Origin of the sequence: Levilactobacillus mulengensis (assembly GCF_003946045.1) — a bacterium.
GTDB lineage: Bacteria > Bacillota > Bacilli > Lactobacillales > Lactobacillaceae > Levilactobacillus > Levilactobacillus mulengensis.
The window spans coordinates 1-26,340 of sequence record NZ_RHNW01000009.1; the positions used below are offsets into that span (position 1 = coordinate 1).

Below are 26,340 nucleotides of genomic sequence, written 5' to 3' on the forward strand. Positions count from 1 at the left end.
CGAACACGGAAGTTAAGCTTTAGCACGCCGATAGTAGTTGGGGGATCGCCCCCTGCGAGGATAGGACGTTGCCACGCGAACGAAAGAACCCAGTGATTGGGTTCTTTTTTTATTGCCATTTTCTGCGAAATTCGCGATAATGGACTTATGCCGCTTTAGCTCAGAAGGTAGAGCGTTTCCATGGTAAGGAAGAGGTCGTTGGTTCAAATCCAATAAGCGGCTTATCAGCAAGTTTTCAAATTTTCGTTCAGAAGGAACCGTACTGGAATAGTATTCCGGTGGGGTTCCTTTTTTTGCACGACGATTTCAAAAATGTTTGCGCAGATTTTGCGCATGATTTTTGAATTCTTAAAAGAATTGCTGCCATCCAAATCATGAAAGTATGGCGTGTTGCAGCGATATCAGAATTTCAATGATCCACTGGGTGCTGTGTAGTGTTCTAATGCGGTATGAAAGGCAGAATACCAGAATAAATGCCACAGAGTAAATAACTTTAGATAAGAGCAGTTAATATCATGTGAAGCCTTGTCTTCCTTGCGTTACCGGCTGTATACTTTAGCTGTAACTATTTTTAAGGAGGATGAAATTTTGACAACTAAATGGGGAATTGCGGTCGGTTTGTTACTGGGTTTGATCAGTGCGACTACTGGATTCGCAGCTACGACGCAACCGGCAAAACAGATGACCGTACATTACCGATCAACTACGGGAAAGACCCTCAAACCCGCCAAACAGATTACGTCGACTGGCGCCACGGTTCAGGCTTATGGCAGTCAGTTTAGTGCCAGTGGGACTGGGACTTTTGGTAGTGGTGGTACCGGGTACGTTAAAAAGATCAAAGGCTACGTGCCATTTTCACTGAAGAAGGCCTATCATTACAGTCAGCTACCTACCAAGGTGACCGTGACCTATGTGAAGGAGTCCGTCCTCAATAAAAAAGTCGCTGCGAGTTACCTTAAGCAGTTTAACGCCTACCGGAAGAAGCAAGGGGTTCAACCATTGAAGCACCGGAAGAGCTTGCTAAAAAAGGTGAACGTCCGCGCGCATGAACTCTGGATTCGTGACGACCATATTCGCCCTAACGGCAAGTCTTACAACGCCAAGATGAGTGGTTATGCTGAAACCATGGCAGAGCTACCAGCCTACTACATGCCAGCTGGGATGATGGCCGGGGGCCTTGGCGCCACGCTGGTTTACAACGCCAAGGGACATATTACCTACAAAGGCACTGCCAAGACGGCCGTCAACGAGCTGATGACTGTTGACAAGTTACACCGGAATACGGAACTGAATACTTGGGCCCATTACAGCCAGGTTGGGTTTAGTTTTGCGTCCGATGGCTCGGCCATGATGGCACAATTGTTCCAAATTTAGGTTAGGAGATCGCATATGTTTAAGCAACTTAGTTTAGGGCTCGCTGTCGGCTTAGCAGTCTTGGGCCTCGGCGTGACCGCACAAGCCGCTAGCAGCCAACAACTCGTTTCACAAAAATCGGTGACCCGGTATGGTCAGGTGACCGGTAACGTTAAGGGCAAGTTATACGCCTTTAAAACCACTGGTCAGGCGTTAACCTTAACGGCGACGCACCAGTTGAAGAATTATCCACACACGGCTTGGATCGTTAGTAAGTCCGCTGTTATTCAAAAGACGAACGGTAAGCACTATCGGTACAGCTACGTGACGTCGACCAGCTCTAAGACCAAAAAGACGGTGAGTGGTTGGGTCTGGGCACACTACCTTAAGACGCCAACGACCGTTAAACTCGGCGCGCCCTATGTTAGCCAGCAGGCGGTGAAGGCCTGGATGGGGTGTGAGTCAGCCAGTTTACTTGAGGGGTTACATTACAAGGGCGTCTTGACCTCAACCGGCTTGGTGGCCTTTATGAAACACCTGCCACGTAGCAAAAATAACAACCCTAATAATGGGTTTGCCGGGAGTCCTTACAAAGTGACGCCGGGTGTATTCCAATCCATTTTTCCTAAGCCACTGGCCAAGTGGGGGAACCGGTATGAGCCGGTGAAGAATATCAGTGGGGCCAAGTTAGCTAAGTTACGGGCACAACTCCGGCTACATAATCCCGTGGTGGTCTATGTGACCTTGCATTTTGCGAAGGCGCAATATGGCCATTATTTCTGGGGGACCGGCATCAATAATAGTCACGTGATGTTGCTTGATGGTTATAAGTCTGGCGCGTATCACGTGGCCGACCCGAACCATGGCAAATATTGGGTCAGCGCTAAGAAATTTGCACGGAGTTATAATTACAAACATTTCGCCGTTGCCATTCAGTAAGAGATAGGAGAATGAATATGTCAAAGTGGCCAAAAATCTTTACCGGGTTTGTCGTTGCCCTCGGCTTACTAGGACTGAGCCAAGCAGCTAGTGCTAGCAGCTACACCGTTAAATCCGGGCGGACCTACAATTCCCGCATCGTTCGGAGCAAGGGGTGGCGGCTATGGAATCAGCCGTACACCAAGCAAGCCAAAGCGTTAGGCAAAACGGGCAAGCTGAGCGGTCAGTTGGTCCAGGTGAATCAGGTGGCCAAGCAAGGAAACGACACGTACTTCCAAATCAGTCGGCGGGGACACAACTACGGTTGGCTCAACGCCCAGGGGTTGAAGAAGACCAGTCGTTACGTGTTACCGTACACCTACACCAGTCAACTGTACCCGTTGTACGCGCCGAATGCTTGTGAGGCGGCCAGCATGAAGATGGCGTTGTCGGTAGGGCATCGCGACCAAGACCAACTTGAAGACCATCATCACGAAGATGCCTAAGGCCAAGACGCCTAGCAAGGGCTTCGTGGGTAATCCGTACACGGAGAGTCGTCCAGGGGAGACCCGGACCATTTATCCCAAACCGCTAACGGCCTATACCAAAACGTATGATGCTCAGGCTAAAAATATTACCGGCGCCAGCAAGCAACAGCTGATTACGGAAGTCAAACGCGGCAATGCCGTCATCTTTTCTGGGGCTTGGCGCATGCAAGGCTTCCGTCCCTATCACGTTTTAGCGCTGGTTGGCTATCAACGTGGACAATTTTTAGTTGCTGATCCATATATGAAAAAGAGCTGGCCAAATAAAACTTATTGGACCAAATCGTCAAACTTTATGAAGGTGTACCAATCCCGGCATTCACGGGCAATTACAGTACGTTAATTAAAAAAATGGAATCACCGCTCGAAGGCGGTGGTTCCATTTTTGATTGTGTACAACGAATTGTGTTTTCTTCTGCGTATCAACCTGATAGGATATTGTTTATCGGAGAGAGAACAACAGACAATCAAATTTAAAAACTTTGGGGGAAAAGATCATGACACAACACGTACGCACAAGTTTATGGTTAACGGCGGCAGCAACTCTGGTGGGGGCAGGAATGCTGATGACGGATGACCAAAGTAAGCACGTCTTTGCCGCAACGTTGGACGCCCAACACCGCGTGGTCGAAACTGGCGATTTAAAACCCGGCGACCGGTTGGACAAGGAAATGACGAACACCTACTTACAAGAAATTGTTTTGCAAGCGCTTAATCGCGAAAATCAAAGCCGCAAGAAATGGCAAGAGTTTTCTGAAGTGAAGGTTCGGGACGTTGCCCATATCAAGCGGCTGGCCATTTCAACGGAAAACACCATTTACGGAACCAATATTCCGACCGGTGAATTCACCTTGAACGGGTTGAAATACTTCACCGACTTGGAAGAACTTTCGTTGGATGGGTCCGTCCGGAACTTTGATGACAAGAACCATTTCTCAGCTGGTCAAAAACCCGTTTGTCAGGGACAGGGGAAAATTACCCGACTGAAACAGCTCGAACGACTCCACAAGCTCAAGTCAGTCGACCTGAGCAACAACATGATCAGGGACATTAGCTCGTTGGCCGGGCTTCCCGAGTTGTCGGTACTGCGACTTGAAGGGTGTCGCATCAAGGACTTCTCCCCACTGAAGGGGACGAACTTTGATGTCCTGAAGCTTGCTGGTCAGGTCATCACCGATAACAGCCGGTTGAAGGGCCAGACGGTCAACGCCCATTTGGCCAACGACTTTATCTGGGTCGACGGTACGAAGAAGCAGATGACCGCCGCTCAAGAATTTGGCATCACCTCCTACTATCAGGAGTACCGCGATGAGCTGGGAGAATGGCAAATGACGACGCGTTTCTACAAACCACGTTTCAGCGGGGGTAAGGCAACGCCCAACACCCAAGATTATGGCTTGGACTTTAAGGACTTAGCCATTCAGGAAAAGGTGCGGAAGACGGATACGATTGGTGAAGGTAAGGTTGCGAACGCCGGTCAAGATAACCGATACGCCATGATCGGTGAGGTATTAGGGGATGACGGCAAGCCAATTTGGACGTACATTGACACCTATTCATCCAACGTTTATCCAGCGCCAGTCACGGTTTCTTACGTTGATGAAAACGGCAAGACCTTGAGCGAGGACGTCGTGCTGAAGGACAATCTAGGCGTGGCGTACACAGCGGAAGAAAAGAAAATTGCCGGCTACAAACTGAAAAAGGTTGAGGGCCAAGCAAGTGGAACATTTACCGAAGAAAAGCAGACTGTGACCTTCGTTTATGAAGCGGATGGAAATGGCAGCGGTTCCAATGGTAGTGATAACAACAACGGTGATGGTGACACGAACACCGGGAATGGCGATGGCGGTTCAGATGCAGGGAATGGCGATGGCGGTTCAGATGCAGGGAATGGCGATGGCGGTTCCGACGCAGGAAACGGCGATGGCGGTTCCGACGCAGGTAACGGCGATGGCGGCTCTGATGCTGGGAATGGCGATGGTGGCTCCGATGCTGGGAACGGTGATGGCGGTTCCGACGCAGGTAACGGCGATGGTGGCCCCGACGCAGGAAACGGTGATGGCGGTTCCGACGCAGGAAACGGTGATGGCGGTTCCGACGCTGGAAATGGCGATGGCGGTTCCGACGCAGGAAACGGCGATGGCGGCTCGGATGCTGGAAACGGCGATAGTGGTTCCGATGCCGGGAATGGTAACGGCGGTTCCGACGCAGGAAACGGCGATGGCGGTTCCGACGCAGGAAACGGCGATGGCGGCTCAGATGCAGGGAATGGTAACGGCGGCTCTGGTTCAGGTGGTGGTAACGATGGCAACGTGACTGGTCCTGGCGGTAATGGTTCTGGCAACGGCGGTAGCAACGGTGAGGACAATGGTTCTGACGGTTCGGATGGTTCCGGCGATGGCGGTTCTGGTTCTGGGAGCGGTGACGACGGAGATGAAAATGATACTGGTGTAGATGGCGATTCCGACGGTGATGATTCTGACGATGGAGACGGATCTAACAACGGGGATGGTTCCGGCAATGGGGATGGTTCCGATAACGGGAACGGTTCTGGTGATGGAAACGGCTCTGATAACGGAGACGGCTCTGGTAACGGAAACGGTTCCGACAACGGAAATGGTTCTGGCGATGGAAACGGCTCTGGTAACGGGGATGGTTCCGGTAACGGAGACGGCTCTGGTAACGGGAACGGCTCTGGTAATGGAAACGGCTCTGGTAACGGAGATGGTTCCGGCAACGGGAACGGTTCTGGCAATGGAAACGGTTCCGACAACGGAAATGGTTCTGGCGATGGAAATGGTTCTGGCGATGGAAATGGTTCTGGCGATGGAAACGGCTCTGGTAACGGGGATGGTTCCGGTAACGGTGACGGCTCTGGTAACGGAAACGGTTCTGGTAATGGAGATGGTTCCGGCAACGGAGACGGCTCTGGTGATGGAAACGGCTCTGGTAACGGAGATGGTTCCGGCAACGGGAATGGTTCTGGTGATGGCTCTGGCAATGGAGACGGCTCTGGTAACGGGAACGGTTCTGGAGATGGCGACGGCTCTGGTAACGGAAGCGGTTCTGGCAACGGGGATGGTTCCGGCAACGGCAACGGATCTGGTAACGGCAATGGAAATGGGTCCAATACTGGAGACGGCTCTAACTCGGGTAACAACACCGATGACAATAACAACGACACCGGCGTTGGCTCCGGCAATGGCTCTGGTAGCAACACGGGTGGTGCCGGAAATGGTAACAACAATGGTAGCACCGGGGGTTCCGGGTCCAACACTGGTGGTAACAACGGCAATGCTAACGGCAATAACCAAGGCGGTGGGGGCACGGGCACTGGCGACGGTCACAACACCGGCAATAGCAACAGTAGCACCGGAAATGGAACTGGGAACACCACCGGCTCAGGTAATGGGACGACCGACGTCAGCACGGGAACGACTGGCAATGGTACCGGCAGTAGCACAACTGGCGATACTGGCAGCGTGACGGGAACGGTAAGTCCTGACGATACGGGCGACCAAAACGTTACGGGTTCCGCAGCAGACACGTTAACGGGTGGGACATCATCGACCAACGACGACGATGCGCCAACCGGACTAAGTTACAGCGGGTCTGGTTCCACTGGCTCAACGGGGTCGACTGGCGGTAGCGGTTCCGGGAGTTACGGCCACAGTGGCAGTACAATTGGTGGGCAGACCGGAAACGGTATTTTACCACAAGCCAATGAGCAACAATCTTCCGCTGCTTGGGTAGGTGCCCTGTTAACGGTCCTCACACTGGGTGGTTGGAAATTGGTCAACCGCAAACGGCGTCAGAACTAGCACGCACACCTGCAGAATAGAAGCAGTAGCGGATCACTGAAAAATAGGCGTTAGAAAAAGCACTAATCCAGTGGTTACCTGATATAGCTAATAGGTATTTTAAAAATTAAAGGAGGCTGGCTATGGAATCAAACAAGTCGACAGCACCGGTTGCTGGGATAACGACCGGACAGTGCGGCGAAATGGCACCAGCTAAAGACACACACAAGTCGTTGCGGACTGGGGGAGTCCCGTTGCGACAACCAGCGACACCGTTGGTTTGGCTGGGAACACTGTTGACGGTGCTACGGGGGCGCCAATAAGAATCAGCGAAGCAAGCTAAGGACTAGCAACGCCAAGGAGTAGGAAAGTTAAAAGGTATGGCCCGTCAGTCGACGAGGTCATACCTTTTTTTGTCAGGAATCAATTTGACTGTGTTGTTGGATGTGCGCCCAGGCACGCTGGAGTTCCTGGGTGTAGGCGTTGAAGCCAATTTGTTTGAGGTGCTCGTGAGCGGCTGACAGATCAAAGTAGGCCACCCGCTGGAGTTCCTCCGTCTGAATCGTCAGTGCGCTTGCCGGTTGGTCCGTTTGAAAGGCGAACCAGGCTTCAATCCAGTGGGAATGGGGCTGGAGTAGGTAGTTGTCCGCTGGTGTGACCGGCAAATCCAGTCCCAGTTCTTCCGCCATTTCACGGTGCATGGCGGCCGTAATGGTCTCGCCAGCGACGACGGAACCGCCGACGGAACAATCCCAGCAGTCCGGAAAATTCAGCTTGTTGGGCGATCGCTTTTGTAGGAGCACTTCGCCCGCTGGATTGAAAATAAAGGCGTCCACGACCAAATGAAATTCACCGGCGCGCACGGGGTTGCGCCGCTGCTGTTGACCGACGCGTTGCAGACGCCGGTTATAAATATCCCAATACTCACTTAAACGATCCGCGGCCATACCGGTCATCTCCTTACCTTTTAGTCTAGCGTACCACTTTTAGGACAAAACGTTGACCGTTAAATGTACTGAAGGGCTTAGGCTTCGTCGTAGCGAGTAATCTCAAACTGATGATTTTCATACTTAGCCATGTAGATGTCGCGCACGTTCTGAACGCCGTGTTGCTTCAGTTGCGCCATGAGCCAGGTTTCATCGTGACTCATCAATTCTAAAACGTCGTAGTCAATCTGTCCGTCCACGATGACCGGGTAGCGAATGGAGCCATCACCTTGACGGAGCACGGTCAGGCTCCCGTTCTGCTCGACGATGGCGCGTTTAACGTCATCAATTTGGTAAACGCCCGCCGTTCGGAGCTTGAAGTCAATTTCCTTGGCGGATAAATTGGCCTTTAAACAATTGTGAACGAGTAACTGGCCGTTACGGATCACCGTGATGGGGCCGCCGTCAATGAATTTGCCAACGGCCCGGACGTGAATCTTGAGGTAGCGGGTGACCAGTATCAGCAGTGACCAAATCAGTAACACCATGATGAACTGGATTAAGGTCACGGCCGAGTTATAGATGACCCCACCAACGATTCCCCCTAAAACATAGTTCTGCACTTGGTCGATAGCGGAGGTGGGGGCCAGATTACCTTTCCCCGAGAAATTGATCAGGAGAGTCATAAAAATAAAGCCAACCAGTAGTTTAATAAAAACGTCTGAATAAATGAACATAGGTTACTCCTTTACCAGTGTAATTTTCGGTCGGTGTAAGTGGACCTTTTCTAAAACGTAGGCGGACCCATCGGCGTTGTAATCCAAGCGGTAATAGCCTTGCGGGGCCTTGATTAATAAATTGGTATTCGTGTTGGTCGCGTTGACCGCCAACTGCGTGGGGGCCACGTGCAACTGCTTGGCGACGGTGGTGACGGTACTGGTAATCTCACCGGTCTGTTCGGTTGCCGACCTTAAGGAGACCAGACTGTTGATTTGAAAGCCCAGGACGAGTAAAAGTAAGGTTCCAGTAATAATACTCATATCTTTATATTTAAGGTTCCACCGGTGGCGTAAGTAGTAAACGAATAAACCAATGAAAACAATTAAGAGGGCAATTAACAGGCCGATGCGGGCGTATTGCCAGGTATTGTGATGATTGGTTAGATACCCATAAGTATAGAATGTCATCGTGTACTCCCTTCAATAGTTACTAGGGGATATTTTATCACGAAATGGCGGTTGCTGGTCGGACCATGTTTGCGGAGGAGTCGTTTCAATTGTTAGATATTAAGCTAACTTGGCAACCTGGCCAATTAACATTTTAATTAAGAAACGATTAGAGTATAATGAGAATATTTATATTAGGAGGGACCACCATGGACGTTCAAATCACCAATCGCCAGTCGGTCATTCAAATTGTTAAGGCCGCTAGCAGCGACATCATCGGGACGCTTGGTGGCGACACCTTCAGCTTTGCCCTGGGACTCATGCTGTTACATACGACCCACTCCGCCATCAGTTTTGGTTTGGGGTCGATCATTTATCCGCTGGTCGGCTTATTGCTAGTCATGCCCGTCGGTAACTTAGTGGATCGCCGGCGCCATAAGCCACTCTTACTGACTAGTCGGGGCGTGGCCTTGCTAGCATTCGTCGGGTATGCCCTATTGGCGAACCGCGTCAGCAACGTCATGGCATTGGCGGTTGTGGTGCTAACCATCCTGGCCTGTGCGGACAAGGTGACCTCGACGACCTATACTGCGTCGATTCACGAACTGGTCAATGACGAGCGCATTAAAACGCTTGCGACGATCGAGCAGGCGGCAACTGCGGGCATCCAGTTGATTTCACCCGTGTTGGCCGCAGCGTTGTACGGGTGGATTGGTTTTGAGGGAATCGTTGCAGTCGAAATCGTGGCCGAGAGCTTAACCTGGTTGATTGCGCTGAGCATGCACTTCCATCCCCTGAAAGCCACGGACGAAGATGAGGCGGACACGGACAAGACGCAGTGGCAACAATTTAAGGTCGGCTTGGTCTTTATCCGGCGCCACTTCACGCTCTTTACCATCGTGACGATCGGCATCTTCCTGAATTTCTTGTTCTCTTCGATCGACGTCGGCTTGCCCTACGCCATCGTCCAGACCCGCCACCTAGGCAACGCCCGCTTGAGCTGGATTTTAAGTGCCTTTGCCGGTGGGGTCCTGGTCGGTAACTTAGTTCTGTCGGTGCTGCCGCGGTTTAAAAATGTGCTGGTTGCCGTCTTACGATTAGCCATGCTGTTGGGTGTTCTGATTGGCGTCATCGGCGGGCTCTTCCTAGCGCCCATCCCCAGCTTCATACTGGTCGCCAGCCTGATTGGCATCTCCTTTATCATCGGGGGTGTCCTGGCCTTCGTCAACACGCCGATGTCGGTCTACATGCAGATGACCGTGCCTACGAAATTGTTAGGCCGAGTCGGTTCGACATTTTCCACGCTATTGCAACTGGCCCTGCCATTGGGGACTGCATTTTACGGGTTTGCCTTTCAAAAGGTTCCAGCGGGACCCATTTATTTGGTGACCGGGATTGTTATCGTCTTGTACATTGGCGGCAACTACCTCGCCATTCATCGGCACAACGCCTTGGAACAAAATACGCCTGAATGAGCCAATTTCGTGCTAAACTCGGAGACGTGATCAATACGAAATGGAGGGGTATGACATGCAAGAATTTGATGTTGTCATTATCGGTGGTGGCCCCGGTGGCCTAGCCGCAGCTTATGGGTTACATGCACGGGGACTGAACGTTGCTGTCGTAGAAAAGGACCTGTGGGGTGGCACCTGTCCCAACCGGGGATGCGACCCGAAGAAAATTTTGATGGCCGCGGTGGAGGCTCAGGGGCGCAGTGAAGCGCTCCAGGGCCACGGTCTCACCAGCGTGCCCCAGCTGGATTGGCCAGCCTTAATGGCCACCAAACGGGCGTACACAGCGAAGATTCCCGGCGGCACCCAGGGCGGTCTGCAGTCCGCTGGTATTGCCAACTTTCACGGGACCGCTAGCTTTAACGCCGATGGGACGTTGACTGTGGGTGAGACGCAACTGACCGCGACAAACTGGATCATTGCGACCGGCCAGGAACCGCATTTGCCCGCTATCAAGGGGCAGGAGTGGTTACGGACCAGCAATGACTTCCTAGACCTAGACAATCTGCCAGCGGACATCACGTTGATGGGCGCTGGGTTTGTCGGCGTTGAACTGGCAGCCATCGCCAATGCCGCGGGTAGTCGCGTCCACCTGGTTCATCACAGTGACCGGCCATTACGGGCCTTCGACGGGGACCTGGTCACGGACTTATTGGCGCGGTTAACCACTGAGGGGGTCGATGTTAAATTGAGCACCGACATCACCGAGGTGACGCCAGCGGATGATCAATACCACGTCACGACGGCCACGGGTGAGAGTTGGACGTCAGATTTAGTCTTTGCCACGGCCGGCCGGACGCCGGTCACCGCGGATCTTCACCTGGATCGGATCGACGTGGTCACCAGTCGGCATGGCATCAAGGTCAATGGCCAGCTCCAGACGACCAACCACCACGTGTTTGCCATCGGCGATGTGGTCGACCGACCACAACCCAAGCTGACGCCGGTTGCCGGTTTCGAAGGGCAATACCTGGCGGATACCCTGGCGACGGGGGATGCGGCGGCCATCGTTTATCCGGCGATTCCGTCCGTCGTTTACGGCAAAACGCAGCTGGCCCAGGTCGGCGTCACGACCGCCGAGGCGGTAACCGCACCCGATAAATACCACGTCACGGATTTGGATTTGACGCATTGGTACAGTTACCAGCGGATTCAGGACCCGACGGCACGAATCAAAGTTGTGGTCAATCAAATCAGTGGTGATATTGTGGGGGCCACGATTCTTAGTAGCGAGGCCGAACAGGTGATCAACTACCTGGACTTTGTGATTCAAAACCACATGACTACGGCGGCTATCAACCGGATGATCACGGCTTACCCAACCTTGGCTTCAGACCTGACTTACTTCAATTAAGCTCTGGTAAAATTAGTGTTTTGCAGCGCCTCCGGGCTGGTGAAAATGGGCCGTGACGCTGTGGGCGCGCGCCTGGAGCCAAAGGGCGGTCTCCAGGCTTACTTTGAGCCACTGAGAAACGTGTCTCAAAGATAGCAGTTACCTAAGCGGGAGACCCGCTAAGGTAACTCCCACGGCTGAGCCCATTTTCACCAGCCCTGCGGCTGATACTGGTTTAACCCGCTGATTTGCGAGTAACTGAGCCACTGCGTATAGCAGTTTTGGGTGGGCAAAGATGGGCCTGGTCGTGTCTGTTCCCGGTGGCGGATTCAAAGCGCCTCTGGTCACGCCCACGACCGGCCCAGTTTTTCCAGCCCTGCGGCTACACGGTTTTAGCCTGCAGAGTAGATGAATGTGGTCTATTTGTGTGTCACTGTAGTGGGCCAGCGCGTTAACTTAGTTTTAATGTTTTGTCATTAAATTAATGGGTCCATTCACTTCAGGAAATTTGAAGTGGCTGGGCCTTTTTGTGGTTGATTTGAGATTAGCTGTTCAGAAGTTGAACCGATATCGCTATAGTGACTGTCGCTACAATGTTTTAACCTCGAAATTTTACTAGTTTGCGTGGTTACCCAAGTAACTGAATGGTTAGCGGCCATCACCGCTTCGTGAGCGTGGTACACTAGCGGCAATTCCAGGAGGGGGACTGGCTAATGTGGGGGTTAGAACGGAAAAAGCGCGTGTGCAGTTTTCTATTTAGTTGGTTTTTGTTATTGCCCGCAACGAGTTGGTTACTGACTTATCCGCGTCAATCCATTATGGATTTGACGGCGGAGGGGCTAGCCATTTTGTGGGGATTGTTAGTTTTAGGCTGGTCCTGTCGGCCACAACATCAGGCATAGCTGACTTAAGCATCACCAGAAAGTTTCCGGTGGTGCTTTTGTGTTGCCCAAATGTGGCGTATGATAGTATTTATTAAATTTTATTGAAGGAGGGATCCGCGTGGCATTTCTAGGAACGTTGTGTTTAATCCTGGTACTGACGACGCTGGCGGGAAACTTAGCGAACCGCCTGGGCGTTCCAGCAGTTATCGGGGAGTTGCTAGTAGGTATCATCGTGGGACCGGCATTGCTAAACTGGGTACAGCTCAACAGCTTAGTTAATTTATTTGCCGATATCGGGGTGGTGATTTTGATGTTTCTCGGGGGGCTGGAGAGCAATCTGCAGTTACTGATGAAATATCTACGCCCGGCCATTGTGGTGGCAACCTCCGGCGTCATTTTTCCGGTGACGCTGATGGGGCTGACGTCTTGGTGGTGGGGCTTTACACCGTTGGAATCCCTCTTTATCGGGGTGATTTTCTCCGCCACGTCCGTTTCCATTTCCGTCGCGGTGTTGAAGGAATATCACGCCCTGACGACGCGGGAGGGCGCCACGATTCTGGGGGCGGCCGTGGCCGACGACATTATCGGCGTGGTGCTCCTGTCCTTGATGATCAGCCTACTGGCTAGTCAGGGAATCGAGACGGCCGGGAGTCAGCCAGCGCTGGCCTTGGTCTTGGTGGAGCAGGTCGCGTTCTTTGGCGGCACGTACATCCTGGTTAAATGGGTGGCCCCCTACTTAATGCATTTGAGCGAACGCCTGGTGATGGCGTCCAGTGTCACCATCATGTCGATGGTCATCTGCCTCGGTATGGCCTGGATTGCCAATTTGGTCGGCTTGAGTGGGGCGATTGGCGCCTTCTTTGCCGGCATCGCGGTGGCCCATACGCCATACCGTGCCGTGTTGGCCGACCACGTGGAACCGCTGGGCAATGCCATTTTCATTCCGGTCTTCTTCGTGAGTGTTGGATTAAATATGACCCTGAACCATTTAGCGGATAACTTAGGCATCATCGCAATCTTAACGGTGTTGGCCTGTGTGACCAAGCTGATTGGTTGCGGCCTGGGTGCTCGCTTGAGTGGGTTTACCATGGGCAGCAGTACCGTGATTGGGACCGGGATGATTGCCCGGGGCGAAATGGGCTTGATCACCGCGCAGATTGGTCATCAGGCCGGTTTACTCGGTGGCAGTGACTACTCCGCCATGATTCTGGTGATTGTTTTGGCTACCGTCATCGCGCCCCTGTTATTGAAACAGGCATTGAAACGCATGCCAGCGGGCCGGCCAGAACAGGCGGTCTAACAAGTATAGTCGAATAAATTAATTAAAGGCCTGGCTAAATTCGTGATGAATTTAGCCGGGCCTTTAAACTTAAGGGAGCCAAAATGGCGGTAAGATTGACGTGAATACCAGACAACTAACTAGGCTGAGCAAGCAGGTTAAGGTGTAAAAACCAATAAAACGAGGCAGTCCAATAGAATAAAAGGGGCCAAAGCCAGTCTGCAGTACTGGGGGTCTACGGCCAGTTTAAGTGACCAGAGGTGGGCCAAGTTGGCCAGCTGTGTCGGTGTTCTTGGCTGGGGTCCTTTCCCAGCCTAGAACACGGGACGACCTTTGAGACTGTGACCTTTCAGGCTCAAAGTCGAGGTGGAAGACCGCTTCTCAGTCTGGAACCGACCCCATAGCAGGCCCACTTGAGCCCACCGCCGGGAACGCCCCAGAACCAGCCCTAGAAATGCCCAGTCCAGTGAAAGACTTGCTTTATCGGGGGAAGACGCGTAAATTTAGGGAAAGCTAGACGCAGCGCGGAACATTTCACGGGAGGAATAATCATGAAGAAACCCTATTTTTTAATCGGATTGGCAGCCGTCACCCTCGGCTTAACGGCGAACAATCTGTCGTCAGCCCAAGCCGCAACGTGGCACGCAGGGACACCCAAGGTTTTGCGCCACACCTGGTTTTACAACGGTAAGGACGACAACAAGGCCTACATCACCTACAGCAAGTCCAAGAGTACGGGGAACTTATTTGGCTACGATAGCACCAGCGAACGCTACTACCGGCTGCCGGGGTATGGCTTGAAAAAGCTGAAATATCAATCCTTAGGCAAACACGTTTACCGGTTGTCCGGGATTCAGTATTCGCCCAAGGGCAGTCAGGTCCAGTTTGACGGGCAGCGCATGACGTACAAGGTCAAGGTGACCAAGCAACACCTGCACTTCTACAAGGGTTATAAAAATTATGTCCGCAAGGCAACCTTCGCCACCATGAAGGCGCCCACCGGCTTATCATAGGTCAAAATAAAGTCTCACCAACAATTTCTGCTGGTGAGACTTTTTCATATCGATTAATTTTGAAATTCGTGTTCGATCGTGAGGTCTGACGCGGGAATCTTGTTGGAGGCAATCAGCGGGGAGGCCGCGCCGATGCACAACAGGGTCAAATGGTGCATGGCCCGCGACGCAATCGTGTAGAGCGTTCCGGTCAGCTGCTCATTGGGATAATTCTCCGCGGACACGTTGTAGGCGATGACGCTGTCGAACTCGAGGCCCTTGGCCAGGTAGATTGGCAGGACGACGATGCCCTTCGGCAGGGAACGGTCGGTGTCCGTCAGCCGCGTGATGTCGAAGTCGCGGTGGAGTTCCTGGTAAACGTACTTGGCCTCCGCCGTGCTCTTGGTCAAAATGGCCACGGTGCCGTTGGTCGCCAGCTCTAATTTCAGCTCGTGGGCCAATGCCTTGAACGCCGCTGCAGCATCGTAGCGGATGATGACCTTCGGCAGGTCGCCCGGCCGGTTGAAGGCCTCAATCTGGTCACCGTCGGGCAGGAGGGCCTTGGCAAAGGTGGTGATGGGCAGCGTCGAGCGGTAGGATCGCCGCAACGTGATCAGTCGTGACCGCTTGACGTTCAACGCGGCATCCAACTTTTTCAAAATGGCTTCCGGGGCTTCGACTGCCTTGAATAGGGCCTGTTCGCTGTCGCCCAACAGGGTGAGCTTGGCCCGCGGGAAGGCATGTTGCAGGTAAATCAATTGGGCCATCGAATAGTCCTGCATCTCATCGACAAACAGGTGCTGCATCCGGTGATTGGCCCCGCCACCCGCGAGAATGTCCCGCAGGTAGAGCAGCGGTGCCGCGTCTGTCAGCGCCAGCCGGTGAAACTCGATGTCGTGTTGGTAAGCAGCGATGACCGTTTGCCAGTCGTCAGCGGAGACGTCATCTGGCAGGGGACACTGCTGCAGAAACGCCGTGTACTGGCTATAGGCGTCCAGAAAGTAGCCGTTGTAAATGGCATCGTCGACCGACCGCAAGCGCCGCCGAACGATTTGGCGGGCGATGAAGTCAATTTCATCGTCCAACTGCTCAAATTGGCCGAGGTGTTTTTCTCCCAACAGGTTGTGGTAATCCTCATCGCTGAGTTGATCGATGGTGTCACGGACCCAGTCCTCCTTGGCCTCGTCGGCGATGCGGTGCTTGAGCCGCTTTTCCAGGGCATTCTTGGTCCGGAGGAGGCGGTCGGCCGGCGCCGTGGCGTCTGGAAATTGGCTGTAGATGTCCCGAATTTCTTCCTTACTGAAGAAGACACGGCTCTTGAAGCGAATGTCCGTGAATTTTAAATCGGCCGGTGAACACTGGTAACAGTAGTCCTTGACCGCCGTCATCATGGCCGCACTCTCCCGGAAGTTGCGCAGGGGGAGGTTGACCGGCGTTTCCTGGTCGGCTTCGTAGCGTTCAAATTGCGTTTGCACGTTGAGTCCCTGGAACCGTTGCGTGAGAAATTCTGCCAACGTGACCTGCCGCATGTTGCGCTCACCCAGGCTAGGGAGCACGTCGCTGATGTAGTGACTGAACAGGCGATTCGGCGAGAACAGGACGATTTGGTCCGCCTCTAGATCCCGCCGACTGTGATACAGCAGGAAGGCGATTCGCTGTAAAATGGCGGACGTCTTGCCGGAACCCGCGACCCCTTGGACCACCAGGAGGTCACTCTTGGTATCGCGGATGATGTCGTTTTGTTCCCGTTGAATGGTCGCCACGATATTTTGCATGGTGGCGTCGTTTTGCTCGCCCAGGGCATGCTGGAGCATCTCGTCACCCACGGTTTCGTTGGTGTCGAACATGCTCTCGATTTGCCCATTTTGAATCAAAAATTGCCGTTTCTTTAAGAGGTCGGTCTGCTGGTCGCCAGCGGGGGTGCTATAGGCGACCTTCCCGAGGACCCCGTTGTAGTAGATACTGGAAATGGGGGCGCGCCAGTCGTAGACCAGAAAGTTCTGGTCATCGTCGACGAATGAGGCGGTCCCAATATAGAGGGACTCGGACTGCGTTTCACCCGGATCCTGGATGTCGATGCGGCCAAAGTAAGGGGACTTTTGGAGTTCCTTAAAAGTATCCAATTGGTCTTGAATAATGTTTTGGTTTTCAGTCAGCCGGGAGACCAGCGCCCGTTGCTGTTGCAGTTCAGCACTGGTTTCGATTCGGTCATCGACTTCAAACCAGTTGACCGAGGTGTTTTCACTATAATTCTGCAGGACGTTGCGCAGTTCTTGGTGCGCGGCGTTGTAGTCGGCATCGGTCTTCGCGATACGCTTACCAATTTCATTTGCCACGCGGTCGACACGCTGTTGTTCCTGTGCTTCTTCGCTGGTGGTCAAACTGACCGCCTCCTTTTGCTAGGCTAAAGTGCCTAACAAGTTTAGTCATATTCCCCGGCCGTGTCAATCAATCCCCCTTCGATTGTCGCCATTTTTCTGTTTGGGGGTGGTTTCGCCTCCGGGCGGGGCTAAATAGACCGTGACGCTGTGGGCGGACGACTGGAGTCAAAGAGCGGTCTCCAGTCTTGCTTTGAGCCTCAAGAAGCGAGTCTCAAAGTCACCATTTCCTGAGGTACCCTCAGGAAATCCCACGGCTGAGTCTATTTAGCCCCGCCCTGCGGCTGACGGTGGCGGAGGTTGGCGACAATCGGAGTGGGATTAGGCTAACACTTTGTTCTCCTTTAGATGGATGTGGTGGGGAGGACGCTCCGAGCCTGAGGAGCGGTCTCGGGACTTGCTTTGAGCCTCGAAGACCGAGTCTCAAAGTTACCATTTCCTGAGGTACCCTCAGAAAATCCCGCGGCTGAGCCTATTTTGAACCACCCTGCAGGGCTGACGGCGGCGGAAGTTGGCGACAATCGGTGTGGGATTGGGCTGACACTTATTTCTATTACAATTTATTCAGCAGCATACCAATTTTCCAGATGATAAGTTATCCTTACGATGTAAGCGGTTTTATGGTACGCTTATGTTGTCCCATTAGTTTTATATTCTGTGATACATAAGCATAGTTGTCGTTTCTCTGAGATTGGAAAGGATGATTTGAATGCAAGGTTGGCAATTTACGAAGACACATGAACCCCTGCAATTGGTTGAGGTCGCGGACCCCGTTGCGGCGGCTGGACAGGTTGTGATTGACATCAAGGCTTCTGGGTTGTGTCATACTGACGTGACCATCATTGATGACCCCGGGTGGATGGAATTGATTCAACCGCCAGTTATTTTAGGGCATGAATGTGCGGGCGTGATTGCATCCGTCGGCACGGGGGTCACTAAATTTAAGCCAGGCGACCGGGTCGGGGTTTGCCCGATTGATCCGGACACCCAAGTCTCAATCGGTGGGGTCGTTGACGGGGCCTACGCGAACAAACTTGTTGTCCCCCAGACCGAGTTGATTCCATTGCCCGACAACGTTTCCTTTATCGATGGTGCCGCAGCAACTGATGCTGGCATGACGTCTCACCGGGCTATCTTTGGCGTTGGTGGTGCGAAGGCGGGGATGAAGGTTGGTATCGTCGGCATTGGCGGTATCGGGGACTTTGGTGCCCAGCTCGCAATTGCCGCTGGTTGCGATGTCTATGCCGCCGACCCGAAGCCAGCTGCTAAGAAAATGGCTGAGGCGATGGGCTGCAAGGGAATCTTCGACGACGTTAGTGAAATGAAAGATATCGCCCCGGACCTCATTGTGGACTTCGCTGGCTTTGACAGCACCACGAGCCACGCCCTATCCGTTGTCGCCCCTGGTGGCAAGGTTGTCGTGGTGGGGATGGGAATTCTCCATTCAACCATCAGTACTTGGGACCTAATTATGAAACGCGCTCAGGTCGTTGGCAGCATGGGTGGCGACAGCTCAGACATTGCGGTTTGCTACGACGCGCTGTCTAAGGGCCAGGTCAAGCCAACGCTATCGACCATCGACTTCAGTAAAATTGATGAGGGACTGGAAACGTTGCGTCAAGGTGGCGTGACCGGTCGGCTGATTGCCACGCAAGACTAGCTAATTTAAAATTTTAAATCATCATCGGCGGTTAAATGCTGGTGATGATTTTTACGTTATCAGCACTTATTTAATGTGTAGGCCGGGACAAATAAGTCACGTAAGTCAGCCCAAATTGAGTCGTAACCGCCAACGCTTTCAGTATAAAAATCTTTGTGGAAGTTACCAGTTTACTTTACCCGAAAAAACCTCTAAAATAAGGAAATAGAACTTGATAAAAGTAGGCCAACATTAGAGAAAAACCGCTCGTGCTGAAACGGTTTTACGGCCCAAATGGGTCAAGCAAGTTTCATTTAATCGATAATTAATTATCGCGGTGTCGCCGTTATTGACGAGAGTGGTGGTCCCAACGACCACAAATTAGGTGGTACCGCGCACGAGCGTCCTATTGGCAATTGGCCAGTAGGGCGCTTTTTCAGAAAGGAAGAACAAAATGAGTAAAAAACACGTGATTTTAACTGGAGACCGACCAACGGGTAAGCTACATATTGGGCATTACGTGGGGTCATTGAAGAACCGGGTCGCTTTGCAAAACACCGGTGATTACGATACCTATATCATGATTGCGGACATGCAGGCCCTGACCGACAACGCCCGGGATCCCGAAAAAATTCGCCACAGCCTGTTACAAGTCGCTTTGGACTACCTGGCCGTGGGTATCGACCCTGCCAAGTCCACGATTTTGGTACAATCCCAGATTCCTGCCTTGAACGAGCTGACCATGGCTTACCTGAACCTGGTTTCCGTTTCTCGGTTGAACCGGAACCCAACCGTTAAGAGTGAAATTAAGCAAAAGGCCTTTGGCGAAAGTGTGCCGGCTGGCTTCTTCATCTACCCAGTCAGTCAAGCCGCTGATATCACGGCGTTCAAGGCCGATACGGTCCCAGTTGGGGAAGACCAAGAACCGATGCTGGAACAAACGCGAGAAATTGTGCGGAGCTTCAACAATATCTACCAACAAGAGATTCTGGTCGAACCCGAAGGCTACTTCCCACCGAAGGGCCAAGGCCGGATTCCCGGCTTGGATGGCAACGCCAAGATGAGTAAGTCCCTCGACAACGCCATTTACCTGGGCGATAGTGCTGACACGATTCAAAAGAAGATCATGTCCATGTACACGGATCCAGAACACATTCACATCGAAGATCCTGGCCATATCGAAGGCAACACCGTGTTCACCTACCTCGACATTTTTGCCGACGACCGGGAACACGTTGAAGAATTAAAGGCCCAATACCAACACGGTGGCCTGGGTGACGTGAAGATCAAGCGGTACTTGAACGAAGTCTTACAGGCTAAATTACAACCGATCCGCGAGCGCCGTGAAGCCTTCGCTGCCGATGAGGGCGCCGTTTACGACATCCTCAAGCAGGGGAGCGAAAAAGCTAACCAAGTTGCCGCACAGACCTTACGTGAAGTTCGGCACGCGATTGGCATCGATTACTTCGGTTAGATTGAAACGGGGGATGAACAATGCAAAACTTAGCCATTGTTGATTTGGGCTCTAACTCGGTCCGGATGGCCGTTAACGAACTGCATGACGACGGCACGTACCGCGAAGTCAACCGCATCAAGGCTGACAGCCGTTTGTCAGAGGGGATGGGTCCCGAAAAGATCCTCCAACCGAAGGCGATGGACCGCACGATTGCGGCGTTGAAGTCGTTCCGACCGTACTATGAGCAATTGCCCCATTTAATTGTTAGGGGAATTGCGACGGCGGCCGTGCGCCAAGCCCGTAACCGCGACGAATTTTTAAAACGCGTCGCAGCGGCCACGAACATTGAATTAGAAGTGTTGTCCGGGGACCAGGAAGCCTACTACGACTACCTGGGCGCGGTCAACCGGTTAAAAATTAAGGATTGCCTGTTGCTGGATACCGGTGGGGCCAGTTGTGAACTGGTTCACGTCAAGGATGGCCGCGATGCCAACCTGATCAGTGTGCCGTTTGGCGCCGTTAACTTGTCGGAGCAGTTCCGGCTCGATGACCGGGTCACGGCGGTAGACTTGTTTTCCGCGCAGGTTTTCCTTCGGGAACGCCTCCAGGATATTTGGTGGCTCAATGATGCCAAACACCTGCCACTGGTACTTTTAGGTGGTGCCAACCGGACACTGGCTCGGATGAACCGCCAGCAGCAAAAGATTTTGCACGTCGAAAATATTCACGGCTATCGGCTCACCACAGGTCAAGTCATGAAGACGTTTGAACGATTACTGCGGGTACCTTTGCGGGAACGCAAGCGCATCTCTGGTCTGGAGACGGAGCGGGCTGATATTATTATCGGGGGGATGTTGCCCCTGGTCACGCTGCTCCAAATGCTGGATTCCGACCGGGTCATTTTCTCTGAAAGTGGCGTCCGGGAGGGTATCATCTCCGAGTACTTGAGTCAACGTTAGGAGGGACATCAATGAGCCAACCACCATTTTACCGGCTACCCTATGAGGCACGTCGGGACCAAATTGCCAGCCAAAGCCATTTGACGGTCGATCAGTTAGTTGAGCTGACCGCCCACCGGCAGGCGACCGACGAGAGTTTAATTGAAAATTATCTCACGACGTACGGTCTACCCGAGGGCGTCGCCGTGAATCTGACCGTCGATGGCCGACCGGTGACGGTGCCGATGGTGACCGAGGAACCCTCAGTCATCGCGGCAGCTAGCAATGGTGGCCGACTATTGGCCAGTCCAACGGGGATTGAGACTCAGGTTACCCAGCGAGAATTGATGGGGCAAATCGTTTTCAGTCACGTCATTGATCCCGGTGATTTAGTTAAGTGGTTGACGGCTAACCGCAAGCGACTCCTTAACGTGGCCGATGCGGCGCACCCCAGCTTGATTACCCACGGGGGTGGCGCCAGCAGTCTACGGATTCGCCAGCTGCCACCCGACTGGGTCTTGCTGGACGTCTTCATTGATGTTGGCGAGGCCATGGGTGCCAATTTGGTCAATACCATGACGGAAGCCGTGGCGGCGGACATCAAGGCGCACCGCGACGAGGATATTCTAATGAGTATTCTCAGTAATTACGCGACGCACAGCCTAGTGACCGCGACCTGTGAAGTGCCGGTTAATCAGGTGAAAACGCCCACGATTGCCGGGGCCGCGGTGGCCCAGCGGATCGTCGAGGCCAGTGAACTGGCTCAGGTCGATCCGTACCGCGCCGTGACCCACAACAAGGGCATTATGAATGGCATCGATGCCGTCGTCCTGGCGATGGGCAACGACTGGCGGGCCGTCGAGAGCGGCGTGCACGCCTACGCTAGCCGCAATGGCCAGTATCAGGGGCTCAGCCAGTGGTCAATCGTTGATGGTAAATTACGCGGCGAGTTGACGCTTCCCCTGGCCTTGGGCTTTGTGGGCGGCGCCACACGGGTACTACCACTGGTTAAGGTGAATCAACAGATCGCCCACGTGACGAGTGCCCGGGAACTGATGGGCATCACCGCGGCGGTCGGACTCGCCCAGAACGTGGCGGCCTTGCGCGCACTGGTGACCGACGGCATTCAACGCGGCCACATGTCCCTGCAACGCAAGTCGTTGGCCTTATCCGTCGGGGCGACCCCCACGGAGCTGCCTGCAGTGATGCAACGCTTAGCGACCATCACCCAGCCAACCATGGCGCAGGCCCAAGCGGCCCTAACCGCCGTCCGTCAAGCAAATTTAAAGGAATAGGTGAAAATAAACAGTATGCAAGCAAAAGATGTCAAATTAAATAAAGAGGTTCAAAGCCTGTTAGATCAAGTTAATGCCATCTACCCAGGCAAGGTTGAGGTCCAATTTATTGGGGAACTGCAAGCCGGTTTCGTGCGGCATGACCAGGCCCAACAGATGCAAATGGGCAAGGACATCGCCATTCAGGTGGCCGATTTGACCGCGCCAAACTACACGGCCTCTCACGAACTGCTCCATTTGTTAATGATTCTATCCGGGTTCCCCCAGGTCTTCTTCTCCTTGACGACCGGCCAACCCCAACTCGACGAACAACTGATGATCATGGGCACCGAGCTGTATGATATCGTCAGCCACGAAGTCGTGGTCAGCGAACAACGCAAGCACCATTTAATCGACGACCACATCAAGGATTTATACTTGAAAGGGGTCACGGCAACCATTAAGCCAGAGCCCAACCCAGTTGATGACGAAATGACGTTGCGGACGTTGACCTTGCTGGATGCTTTAGTCTTCTTCGGTACCGACGACCAAGACCTGATGGCCCAATTCACCAAGGATTATCCCATCAGTTTCGCTGCTGCTCAGAAGCTGTATAAAGTTATCACGGAAAAGCCAGTCGACTCACCATTTAGCCTGCGCCGGAACGTGGTCAAGCTGTTCAAGGCCTTCGATGCCCAACTGGAAGCCTGGAACCTGCCAGCTCTGCACAACACCGAGTTCACAACGTTAACCAGTGTCTTGTCCAAGCGGCAATTGAGCTTACAGGTCAAGCAGATTTTTGAGCTGTACCATTCAGACATGCATGAGAAGACCACGCAACGCCGCGGCTACGTCGGCTTCAATCACGCCGACGAACAAAACGCGTTCGTGCTCCCAGCACCAGCGCCCAAGGATGATACGCCAGAGTACTTCACGAAGATTTACAGCATGACGGTCGAAGAACTCTTCAAGCAACTCAAGATGCCATACATCTTGCGGTAGCGGCTAGGTTTCGCCTTACCGGGCGGGCAAAATGAGACCGGAACGCTGGGGCGGACGTCCCAAGCCTGAGAAGCGGTCTTGGGACTTACTTTGAGCCTCCAAGGGCGAGTCTCAAAGATACCAGTTCTCTAGGCGGCCTAGCCGCCAAGAGAACTCCCACGGCTGGGCTCATTTTGCCCGCCCTCACGGCTGACACTGGCGCTAGCAACATGTATGCCTATTCAGCTAGATTGCAGTATGACACTAGTTTTCATTGAGTTGGCAGGATGTATTTTGAACTTTACGAAAAGAATCCGCGACAATCAGCTGAAACCAGCATACAATGAGAGCGAAATCTGTTTACGATTCGATTGATTTTATGCAAGTGTTAGTCATTGTGGTATGAAGAATGTTGGTTGAAATCTGTACACTGTGCCTGACATAAGTACAGATGTAATCAGACCAACGAACTGAAGTAACGTTAAGTTAGATGGACCATGTTAGTGACCAGAGGTGGGCCAAGGTGATCAGCTGTGTCGATGGTCTTGGCTGGCGTTCTTTTCCAGCCTAGAGCATGGGACGACCTGAGAGACTGGTGATTTTCCAGGCTTTCAGGCGAGGTGGAGGACCGCTCCTTAGGCCGGAACCGGGCCCCACAGCAGGATGGCTTAAGCACACCGCTGGAAACAACATAGCATAAAGTGAATCTTAGTTGGCTTTACGGCTGAATAGGGGGACCTTTGTACTTTAATGCTAGCTTAAAATGATAGGGCTAGTGTCAGCGACCAGAGGCGGGTCAAGTTGACCAGCTGTGTCGATGGCCTTAGCTGGGGTTCTTTCCCAGCTTAGCCCATGGGACGCCCTTTGAGACTTGGGTTTTAGGCTCAAAGGCGAGGCGGAAGACCGCTTTCCAGGCTGGAGCCGGGCCCCACAGCAGGGCTGCTTGAACCCGCCGCCGGGAGCGAAAGTCGCACGTGTTTTAAGATATGGATTTGATTTAAGAAGGGATGATGGGGATGGAAGCGAGCTTGCAAGCAACCTTTGATGACGCCAAACACATCGTGTTTCTAACTGGTGCGGGCGTCTCGACGCCGTCGGGGATTCCAGATTACCGGTCGAAAAATGGCCTGTATACGGGGCACCGCAACGCCGAGTATTACCTGAGTCACGCCTGCCTGGTACAGGAGCCAGAGGTCTTTTATGATTATGTGAAACAAAACCTGTACTATCCAGACGCCAAACCCAACGTCATTCATGAAAAACAGGCGGCCCTGACCCAGCAGGACCGGGCGATGGTGATCACGCAAAATATTGATAACCTGTACAACGTGGCGCACACCAAGCACTTGGTGGAGTTCCATGGCAACATGTACCAGGTTCACTGCCAAGTCTGTGGCGCGAAGGTCGATTGGCAAGACTACTTGCGCGACCCGCACCACGACGTTGATGGTGGCTGGTTGCGACCGGACGTCGTGCTTTACGACGAGGGCCTCAACGAACTCAATGTTCAGCGGTCGGTTGCCGCGATGGGCCAGGCCGATTTGGTCGTAATTGTCGGGACCTCCATGCGGGTTTACCCGTTTGCCGGACTCTTAGACTACCGCAATCAACAGGCCAAGGTGGTCGTGGTCAACCAGGAGCGCTTGAATCTGGGCTTTGACTACACGATGGTTCAGGCGGACGCTACTGAGTTCTTCAACGAACTCCAAGTTCGGGGGTAAGCCGATGACGCATCAAGAAGTAATCCATCAACTACACGGGCTGGTGAGGCGTTTGCGTTGGTTAAACGTGCTCCAGCTGATTCCAGATACCCTGGTCATCTACGGGATCCTCCAGCTGGCCTTTAGCGGGCAAATTGTCACGCTATTTGAAGCGAGTTTTTCTCGCAACCAGGCGGTCCTTGTGACGGTGCTCTTTGCGTTGATTGACCTCTGTGTGACCGGGATTCGCTACAACGACCGGGTCGCTGGCAAGCGCCTGATCAGCCAACTGAGTGGTCGCCTGACTACCCCTGAAGCCGAATTGATTAAGAAGTTTGAACGTTTTAAGTAAGGAGTGGTTTGGCATGATTACCATTGGGTTGACCACCTGGACGGAGCATCCGGCGTTAATTGGCGGCGACACGCGGCCCGTAACGTTACCGGAGTATGCGGGGCATTTTCCTGTCGTTGAGCTGGATACGCCGTTCTACGGGATTCCTCGCCAGAGCACGATTGAGAAGTGGCAAGCGGCCGTGCCGGATGGTTTTCAATACATTTTGAAGGCCAATCAGGTCATGACCCGGCACGACCGGGATGAAACGTTACCCGAGACCGAGCGGAATCTGGCCTTTGACCAGTTTCGCACGGCAATTCAGCCACTGGTCACGAATCAGAAACTGTTGACGGTGCTCTTTCAGTTTCCACCGTTCTTTAACCGGACGACGGCGAACATCGAATACTTGCGGCAGGTCCGCGTGTTGATGGGGAACTTGCCCGTCGCCGTGGAGTTTCGCAGCCCCAGTTGGTTTGCGACGCCTGAGATGAGCGCAGACGTGTTGGCCTACCTGCAATCGTTGCGGTTCACCAACGTGACGACCGACGAGCCGCACAATCTAAATGATGGGATTCCCCTGGATGAGACCGTGACGACGCCTAACTTGGCAATGGTTCGGCTCCACGGTCGCAACGCCGAGGGCTGGTTCAATCAGGGCCAGAATTGGCGGAAGACCCGCACCCTCTACCACTATTCGGAAGAGGAGTTGCAGGACTTTGCGGCCATGGTCAAGCGCTTGGATCAGCAGGCTAAAAATGTCTGTGTGATTTTTAACAACAACGCGGGTCGTGACGCCGCGCCAAATGCCCAGCGACTTCAAGAAATCTTGGACCTACACTGGCAAAATTTGGCGCCACAACAATTAGACCTATTTTAAATAAATGAAATGAGCAGGTACGCAACTGAGTGAATCGGTTGGGTACTTTTGTCTTT

At 53.1% G+C, this 26,340-nt stretch carries 23 protein-coding genes and 1 tRNA gene; 20 read left to right on the forward strand and 4 right to left on the reverse strand.

Translation table 11 applies throughout. The features are described 5' to 3' along the window. Window positions 1–149: 149 nt before the first annotated feature. From EKM84_RS08960 to EKM84_RS08990, 7 genes are all read left to right on the forward strand, one after another. Window positions 150–222 (forward strand) — tRNA-Thr (locus EKM84_RS08960). A gap of 366 nt (window positions 223–588) precedes the next feature. Then, a complete protein-coding gene (locus EKM84_RS08965) occupies window positions 589–1,374 on the forward strand; it encodes a CAP domain-containing protein (RefSeq protein ID WP_225418179.1) in 786 nt (261 codons plus the stop codon). Between the two features lie 15 nt (window positions 1,375–1,389). Beyond that, window positions 1,390–2,292, forward strand: coding sequence for a C39 family peptidase (locus tag EKM84_RS08970; RefSeq protein WP_125765430.1), 903 nt, complete (start codon window positions 1,390–1,392; stop codon window positions 2,290–2,292). 17 nt (window positions 2,293–2,309) lie between these two features. Then, the gene (locus EKM84_RS08975) at window positions 2,310–2,777 is read left to right on the forward strand and encodes an SH3-like domain-containing protein (protein WP_164511365.1); all 468 of its coding nucleotides are present in this window, start codon (window positions 2,310–2,312) and stop codon (window positions 2,775–2,777) included. Further along, window positions 2,749–3,159 carry a C39 family peptidase gene (locus EKM84_RS08980; RefSeq protein ID WP_125765432.1) on the forward strand — a complete coding sequence of 137 codons (411 nt, stop codon included), beginning with the start codon at window positions 2,749–2,751 and terminating at the stop codon, window positions 3,157–3,159. The genes EKM84_RS08975 and EKM84_RS08980 overlap by 29 nt, the downstream gene beginning before the upstream one ends. 154 nt (window positions 3,160–3,313) lie before the next feature. Continuing rightward, on the forward strand, window positions 3,314–6,637 hold the full coding sequence (locus EKM84_RS08985) for a MucBP domain-containing protein (protein ID WP_125765433.1): 3,324 nt from the start codon (window positions 3,314–3,316) through the stop codon (window positions 6,635–6,637). Between the two features lie 122 nt (window positions 6,638–6,759). Beyond that, window positions 6,760–6,939 (forward strand): hypothetical protein, encoded by a 180-nt coding sequence (locus EKM84_RS08990; RefSeq protein WP_125765434.1) that lies wholly within the window; start codon window positions 6,760–6,762, stop codon window positions 6,937–6,939. Between the two features lie 93 nt (window positions 6,940–7,032). On the opposite strand, the gene EKM84_RS08995 is transcribed toward EKM84_RS08990, so the two are convergent. The 3 genes from EKM84_RS08995 to EKM84_RS09005 form a co-directional block, all read right to left on the reverse strand. Continuing rightward, window positions 7,033–7,563 carry an NUDIX hydrolase gene (locus EKM84_RS08995; RefSeq protein WP_125765435.1) on the reverse strand — a complete coding sequence of 177 codons (531 nt, stop codon included), beginning with the start codon at window positions 7,561–7,563 and terminating at the stop codon, window positions 7,033–7,035. 77 nt (window positions 7,564–7,640) lie between these two features. Continuing rightward, a complete protein-coding gene (locus EKM84_RS09000; RefSeq protein WP_125765436.1) occupies window positions 7,641–8,279 on the reverse strand; it encodes a DUF421 domain-containing protein in 639 nt (212 codons plus the stop codon). Between the two features lie 3 nt (window positions 8,280–8,282). After that, complete coding sequence (locus tag EKM84_RS09005) at window positions 8,283–8,729, reverse strand: DUF3290 domain-containing protein (protein WP_125765437.1); 447 nt, start codon at window positions 8,727–8,729, stop codon at window positions 8,283–8,285. A gap of 188 nt (window positions 8,730–8,917) precedes the next feature. Here EKM84_RS09005 and EKM84_RS09010 point away from each other — a divergent pair, with 188 nt between their 5' ends. From EKM84_RS09010 to EKM84_RS09030, 5 genes are all read left to right on the forward strand, one after another. Beyond that, window positions 8,918–10,183: an MFS transporter gene (locus EKM84_RS09010; protein WP_125765438.1), complete on the forward strand. Its 1,266-nt coding sequence runs from the start codon at window positions 8,918–8,920 to the stop codon at window positions 10,181–10,183. Window positions 10,184–10,238: 55 nt separating this feature from the next. Then, complete coding sequence (locus tag EKM84_RS09015; RefSeq protein WP_125765439.1) at window positions 10,239–11,573, forward strand: dihydrolipoyl dehydrogenase family protein; 1,335 nt, start codon at window positions 10,239–10,241, stop codon at window positions 11,571–11,573. Between the two features lie 692 nt (window positions 11,574–12,265). Further along, window positions 12,266–12,454 (forward strand): hypothetical protein, encoded by a 189-nt coding sequence (locus EKM84_RS09020; protein WP_125765440.1) that lies wholly within the window; start codon window positions 12,266–12,268, stop codon window positions 12,452–12,454. A gap of 100 nt (window positions 12,455–12,554) precedes the next feature. Continuing rightward, window positions 12,555–13,736, forward strand: a complete 1,182-nt coding sequence (locus tag EKM84_RS09025; RefSeq protein ID WP_125765441.1) for a cation:proton antiporter — start codon at window positions 12,555–12,557, stop codon at window positions 13,734–13,736. A 530-nt stretch (window positions 13,737–14,266) separates the two neighbouring features. Beyond that, entirely contained in the window at window positions 14,267–14,728 is a 462-nt protein-coding gene (locus EKM84_RS09030; protein ID WP_125765442.1) for a hypothetical protein, read from the forward strand. 53 nt (window positions 14,729–14,781) lie between these two features. On the opposite strand, the gene helD is transcribed toward EKM84_RS09030, so the two are convergent. Continuing rightward, the gene (gene helD, locus EKM84_RS09035; protein WP_125765443.1) at window positions 14,782–17,088 is read right to left on the reverse strand and encodes an RNA polymerase recycling motor HelD; all 2,307 of its coding nucleotides are present in this window, start codon (window positions 17,086–17,088) and stop codon (window positions 14,782–14,784) included. Window positions 17,089–17,794: 706 nt separating this feature from the next. Here helD and EKM84_RS09040 point away from each other — a divergent pair. The 8 genes from EKM84_RS09040 (at window position 17,795) to EKM84_RS09075 (ending at window position 26,284) form a co-directional block, all read left to right on the forward strand. Further along, entirely contained in the window at window positions 17,795–18,745 is a 951-nt protein-coding gene (locus EKM84_RS09040; RefSeq protein ID WP_125765444.1) for an alcohol dehydrogenase catalytic domain-containing protein, read from the forward strand. A 433-nt stretch (window positions 18,746–19,178) separates the two neighbouring features. Beyond that, entirely contained in the window at window positions 19,179–20,198 is a 1,020-nt protein-coding gene (trpS, locus tag EKM84_RS09045) for a tryptophan--tRNA ligase (RefSeq protein WP_125765445.1), read from the forward strand. Window positions 20,199–20,218: 20 nt separating this feature from the next. Next, the gene (locus EKM84_RS09050; protein ID WP_125765446.1) at window positions 20,219–21,139 is read left to right on the forward strand and encodes a Ppx/GppA family phosphatase; all 921 of its coding nucleotides are present in this window, start codon (window positions 20,219–20,221) and stop codon (window positions 21,137–21,139) included. 11 nt (window positions 21,140–21,150) lie between these two features. Continuing rightward, the gene (locus EKM84_RS09055; protein WP_125765447.1) at window positions 21,151–22,413 is read left to right on the forward strand and encodes a hydroxymethylglutaryl-CoA reductase, degradative; all 1,263 of its coding nucleotides are present in this window, start codon (window positions 21,151–21,153) and stop codon (window positions 22,411–22,413) included. Window positions 22,414–22,428: 15 nt separating this feature from the next. Further along, complete coding sequence (locus EKM84_RS09060) at window positions 22,429–23,394, forward strand: IpaB/EvcA family protein (protein WP_125765448.1); 966 nt, start codon at window positions 22,429–22,431, stop codon at window positions 23,392–23,394. A gap of 995 nt (window positions 23,395–24,389) precedes the next feature. Beyond that, window positions 24,390–25,094: an NAD-dependent protein deacylase gene (locus EKM84_RS09065; protein WP_125765449.1), complete on the forward strand. Its 705-nt coding sequence runs from the start codon at window positions 24,390–24,392 to the stop codon at window positions 25,092–25,094. Window positions 25,095–25,098: 4 nt separating this feature from the next. Then, window positions 25,099–25,425 (forward strand): hypothetical protein, encoded by a 327-nt coding sequence (locus EKM84_RS09070; RefSeq protein WP_125765450.1) that lies wholly within the window; start codon window positions 25,099–25,101, stop codon window positions 25,423–25,425. A 13-nt stretch (window positions 25,426–25,438) separates the two neighbouring features. Further along, window positions 25,439–26,284, forward strand: a complete 846-nt coding sequence (locus EKM84_RS09075) for a DUF72 domain-containing protein (protein WP_125765451.1) — start codon at window positions 25,439–25,441, stop codon at window positions 26,282–26,284. Window positions 26,285–26,340 lie beyond the last annotated feature (56 nt).

Excerpts from the sequence above, each read along its gene's own strand:
- EKM84_RS08995 (WP_125765435.1), bottom strand. The coding sequence starts at position 7,563 with ATGGCCGCGGATCGTTTAAGTGAGTATTGGGATATTTATAACCGGCGT.
- EKM84_RS09005 (WP_125765437.1), bottom strand. The coding sequence starts at position 8,729 with ATGACATTCTATACTTATGGGTATCTAACCAATCATCACAATACCTGG.
- EKM84_RS09015 (WP_125765439.1), top strand. The coding sequence starts at position 10,239 with ATGCAAGAATTTGATGTTGTCATTATCGGTGGTGGCCCCGGTGGCCTA.
- EKM84_RS09010 (WP_125765438.1), top strand. The coding sequence starts at position 8,918 with ATGGACGTTCAAATCACCAATCGCCAGTCGGTCATTCAAATTGTTAAG.
- EKM84_RS09040 (WP_125765444.1), top strand. The coding sequence starts at position 17,795 with ATGCAAGGTTGGCAATTTACGAAGACACATGAACCCCTGCAATTGGTT.
- EKM84_RS09050 (WP_125765446.1), top strand. The coding sequence starts at position 20,219 with ATGCAAAACTTAGCCATTGTTGATTTGGGCTCTAACTCGGTCCGGATG.
- EKM84_RS09055 (WP_125765447.1), top strand. The coding sequence starts at position 21,151 with ATGAGCCAACCACCATTTTACCGGCTACCCTATGAGGCACGTCGGGAC.
- EKM84_RS09070 (WP_125765450.1), top strand. The coding sequence starts at position 25,099 with ATGACGCATCAAGAAGTAATCCATCAACTACACGGGCTGGTGAGGCGT.
- EKM84_RS09065 (WP_125765449.1), top strand. The coding sequence starts at position 24,390 with ATGGAAGCGAGCTTGCAAGCAACCTTTGATGACGCCAAACACATCGTG.
- EKM84_RS09060 (WP_125765448.1), top strand. The coding sequence starts at position 22,429 with ATGCAAGCAAAAGATGTCAAATTAAATAAAGAGGTTCAAAGCCTGTTA.
- EKM84_RS09030 (WP_125765442.1), top strand. The coding sequence starts at position 14,267 with ATGAAGAAACCCTATTTTTTAATCGGATTGGCAGCCGTCACCCTCGGC.
- EKM84_RS08970 (WP_125765430.1), top strand. The coding sequence starts at position 1,390 with ATGTTTAAGCAACTTAGTTTAGGGCTCGCTGTCGGCTTAGCAGTCTTG.
- trpS (WP_125765445.1), top strand. The coding sequence starts at position 19,179 with ATGAGTAAAAAACACGTGATTTTAACTGGAGACCGACCAACGGGTAAG.
- EKM84_RS08985 (WP_125765433.1), top strand. The coding sequence starts at position 3,314 with ATGACACAACACGTACGCACAAGTTTATGGTTAACGGCGGCAGCAACT.
- EKM84_RS09075 (WP_125765451.1), top strand. The coding sequence starts at position 25,439 with ATGATTACCATTGGGTTGACCACCTGGACGGAGCATCCGGCGTTAATT.
- EKM84_RS08975 (WP_164511365.1), top strand. The coding sequence starts at position 2,310 with ATGTCAAAGTGGCCAAAAATCTTTACCGGGTTTGTCGTTGCCCTCGGC.
- EKM84_RS08990 (WP_125765434.1), top strand. The coding sequence starts at position 6,760 with ATGGAATCAAACAAGTCGACAGCACCGGTTGCTGGGATAACGACCGGA.
- EKM84_RS09000 (WP_125765436.1), bottom strand. The coding sequence starts at position 8,279 with ATGTTCATTTATTCAGACGTTTTTATTAAACTACTGGTTGGCTTTATT.
- EKM84_RS09020 (WP_125765440.1), top strand. The coding sequence starts at position 12,266 with ATGTGGGGGTTAGAACGGAAAAAGCGCGTGTGCAGTTTTCTATTTAGT.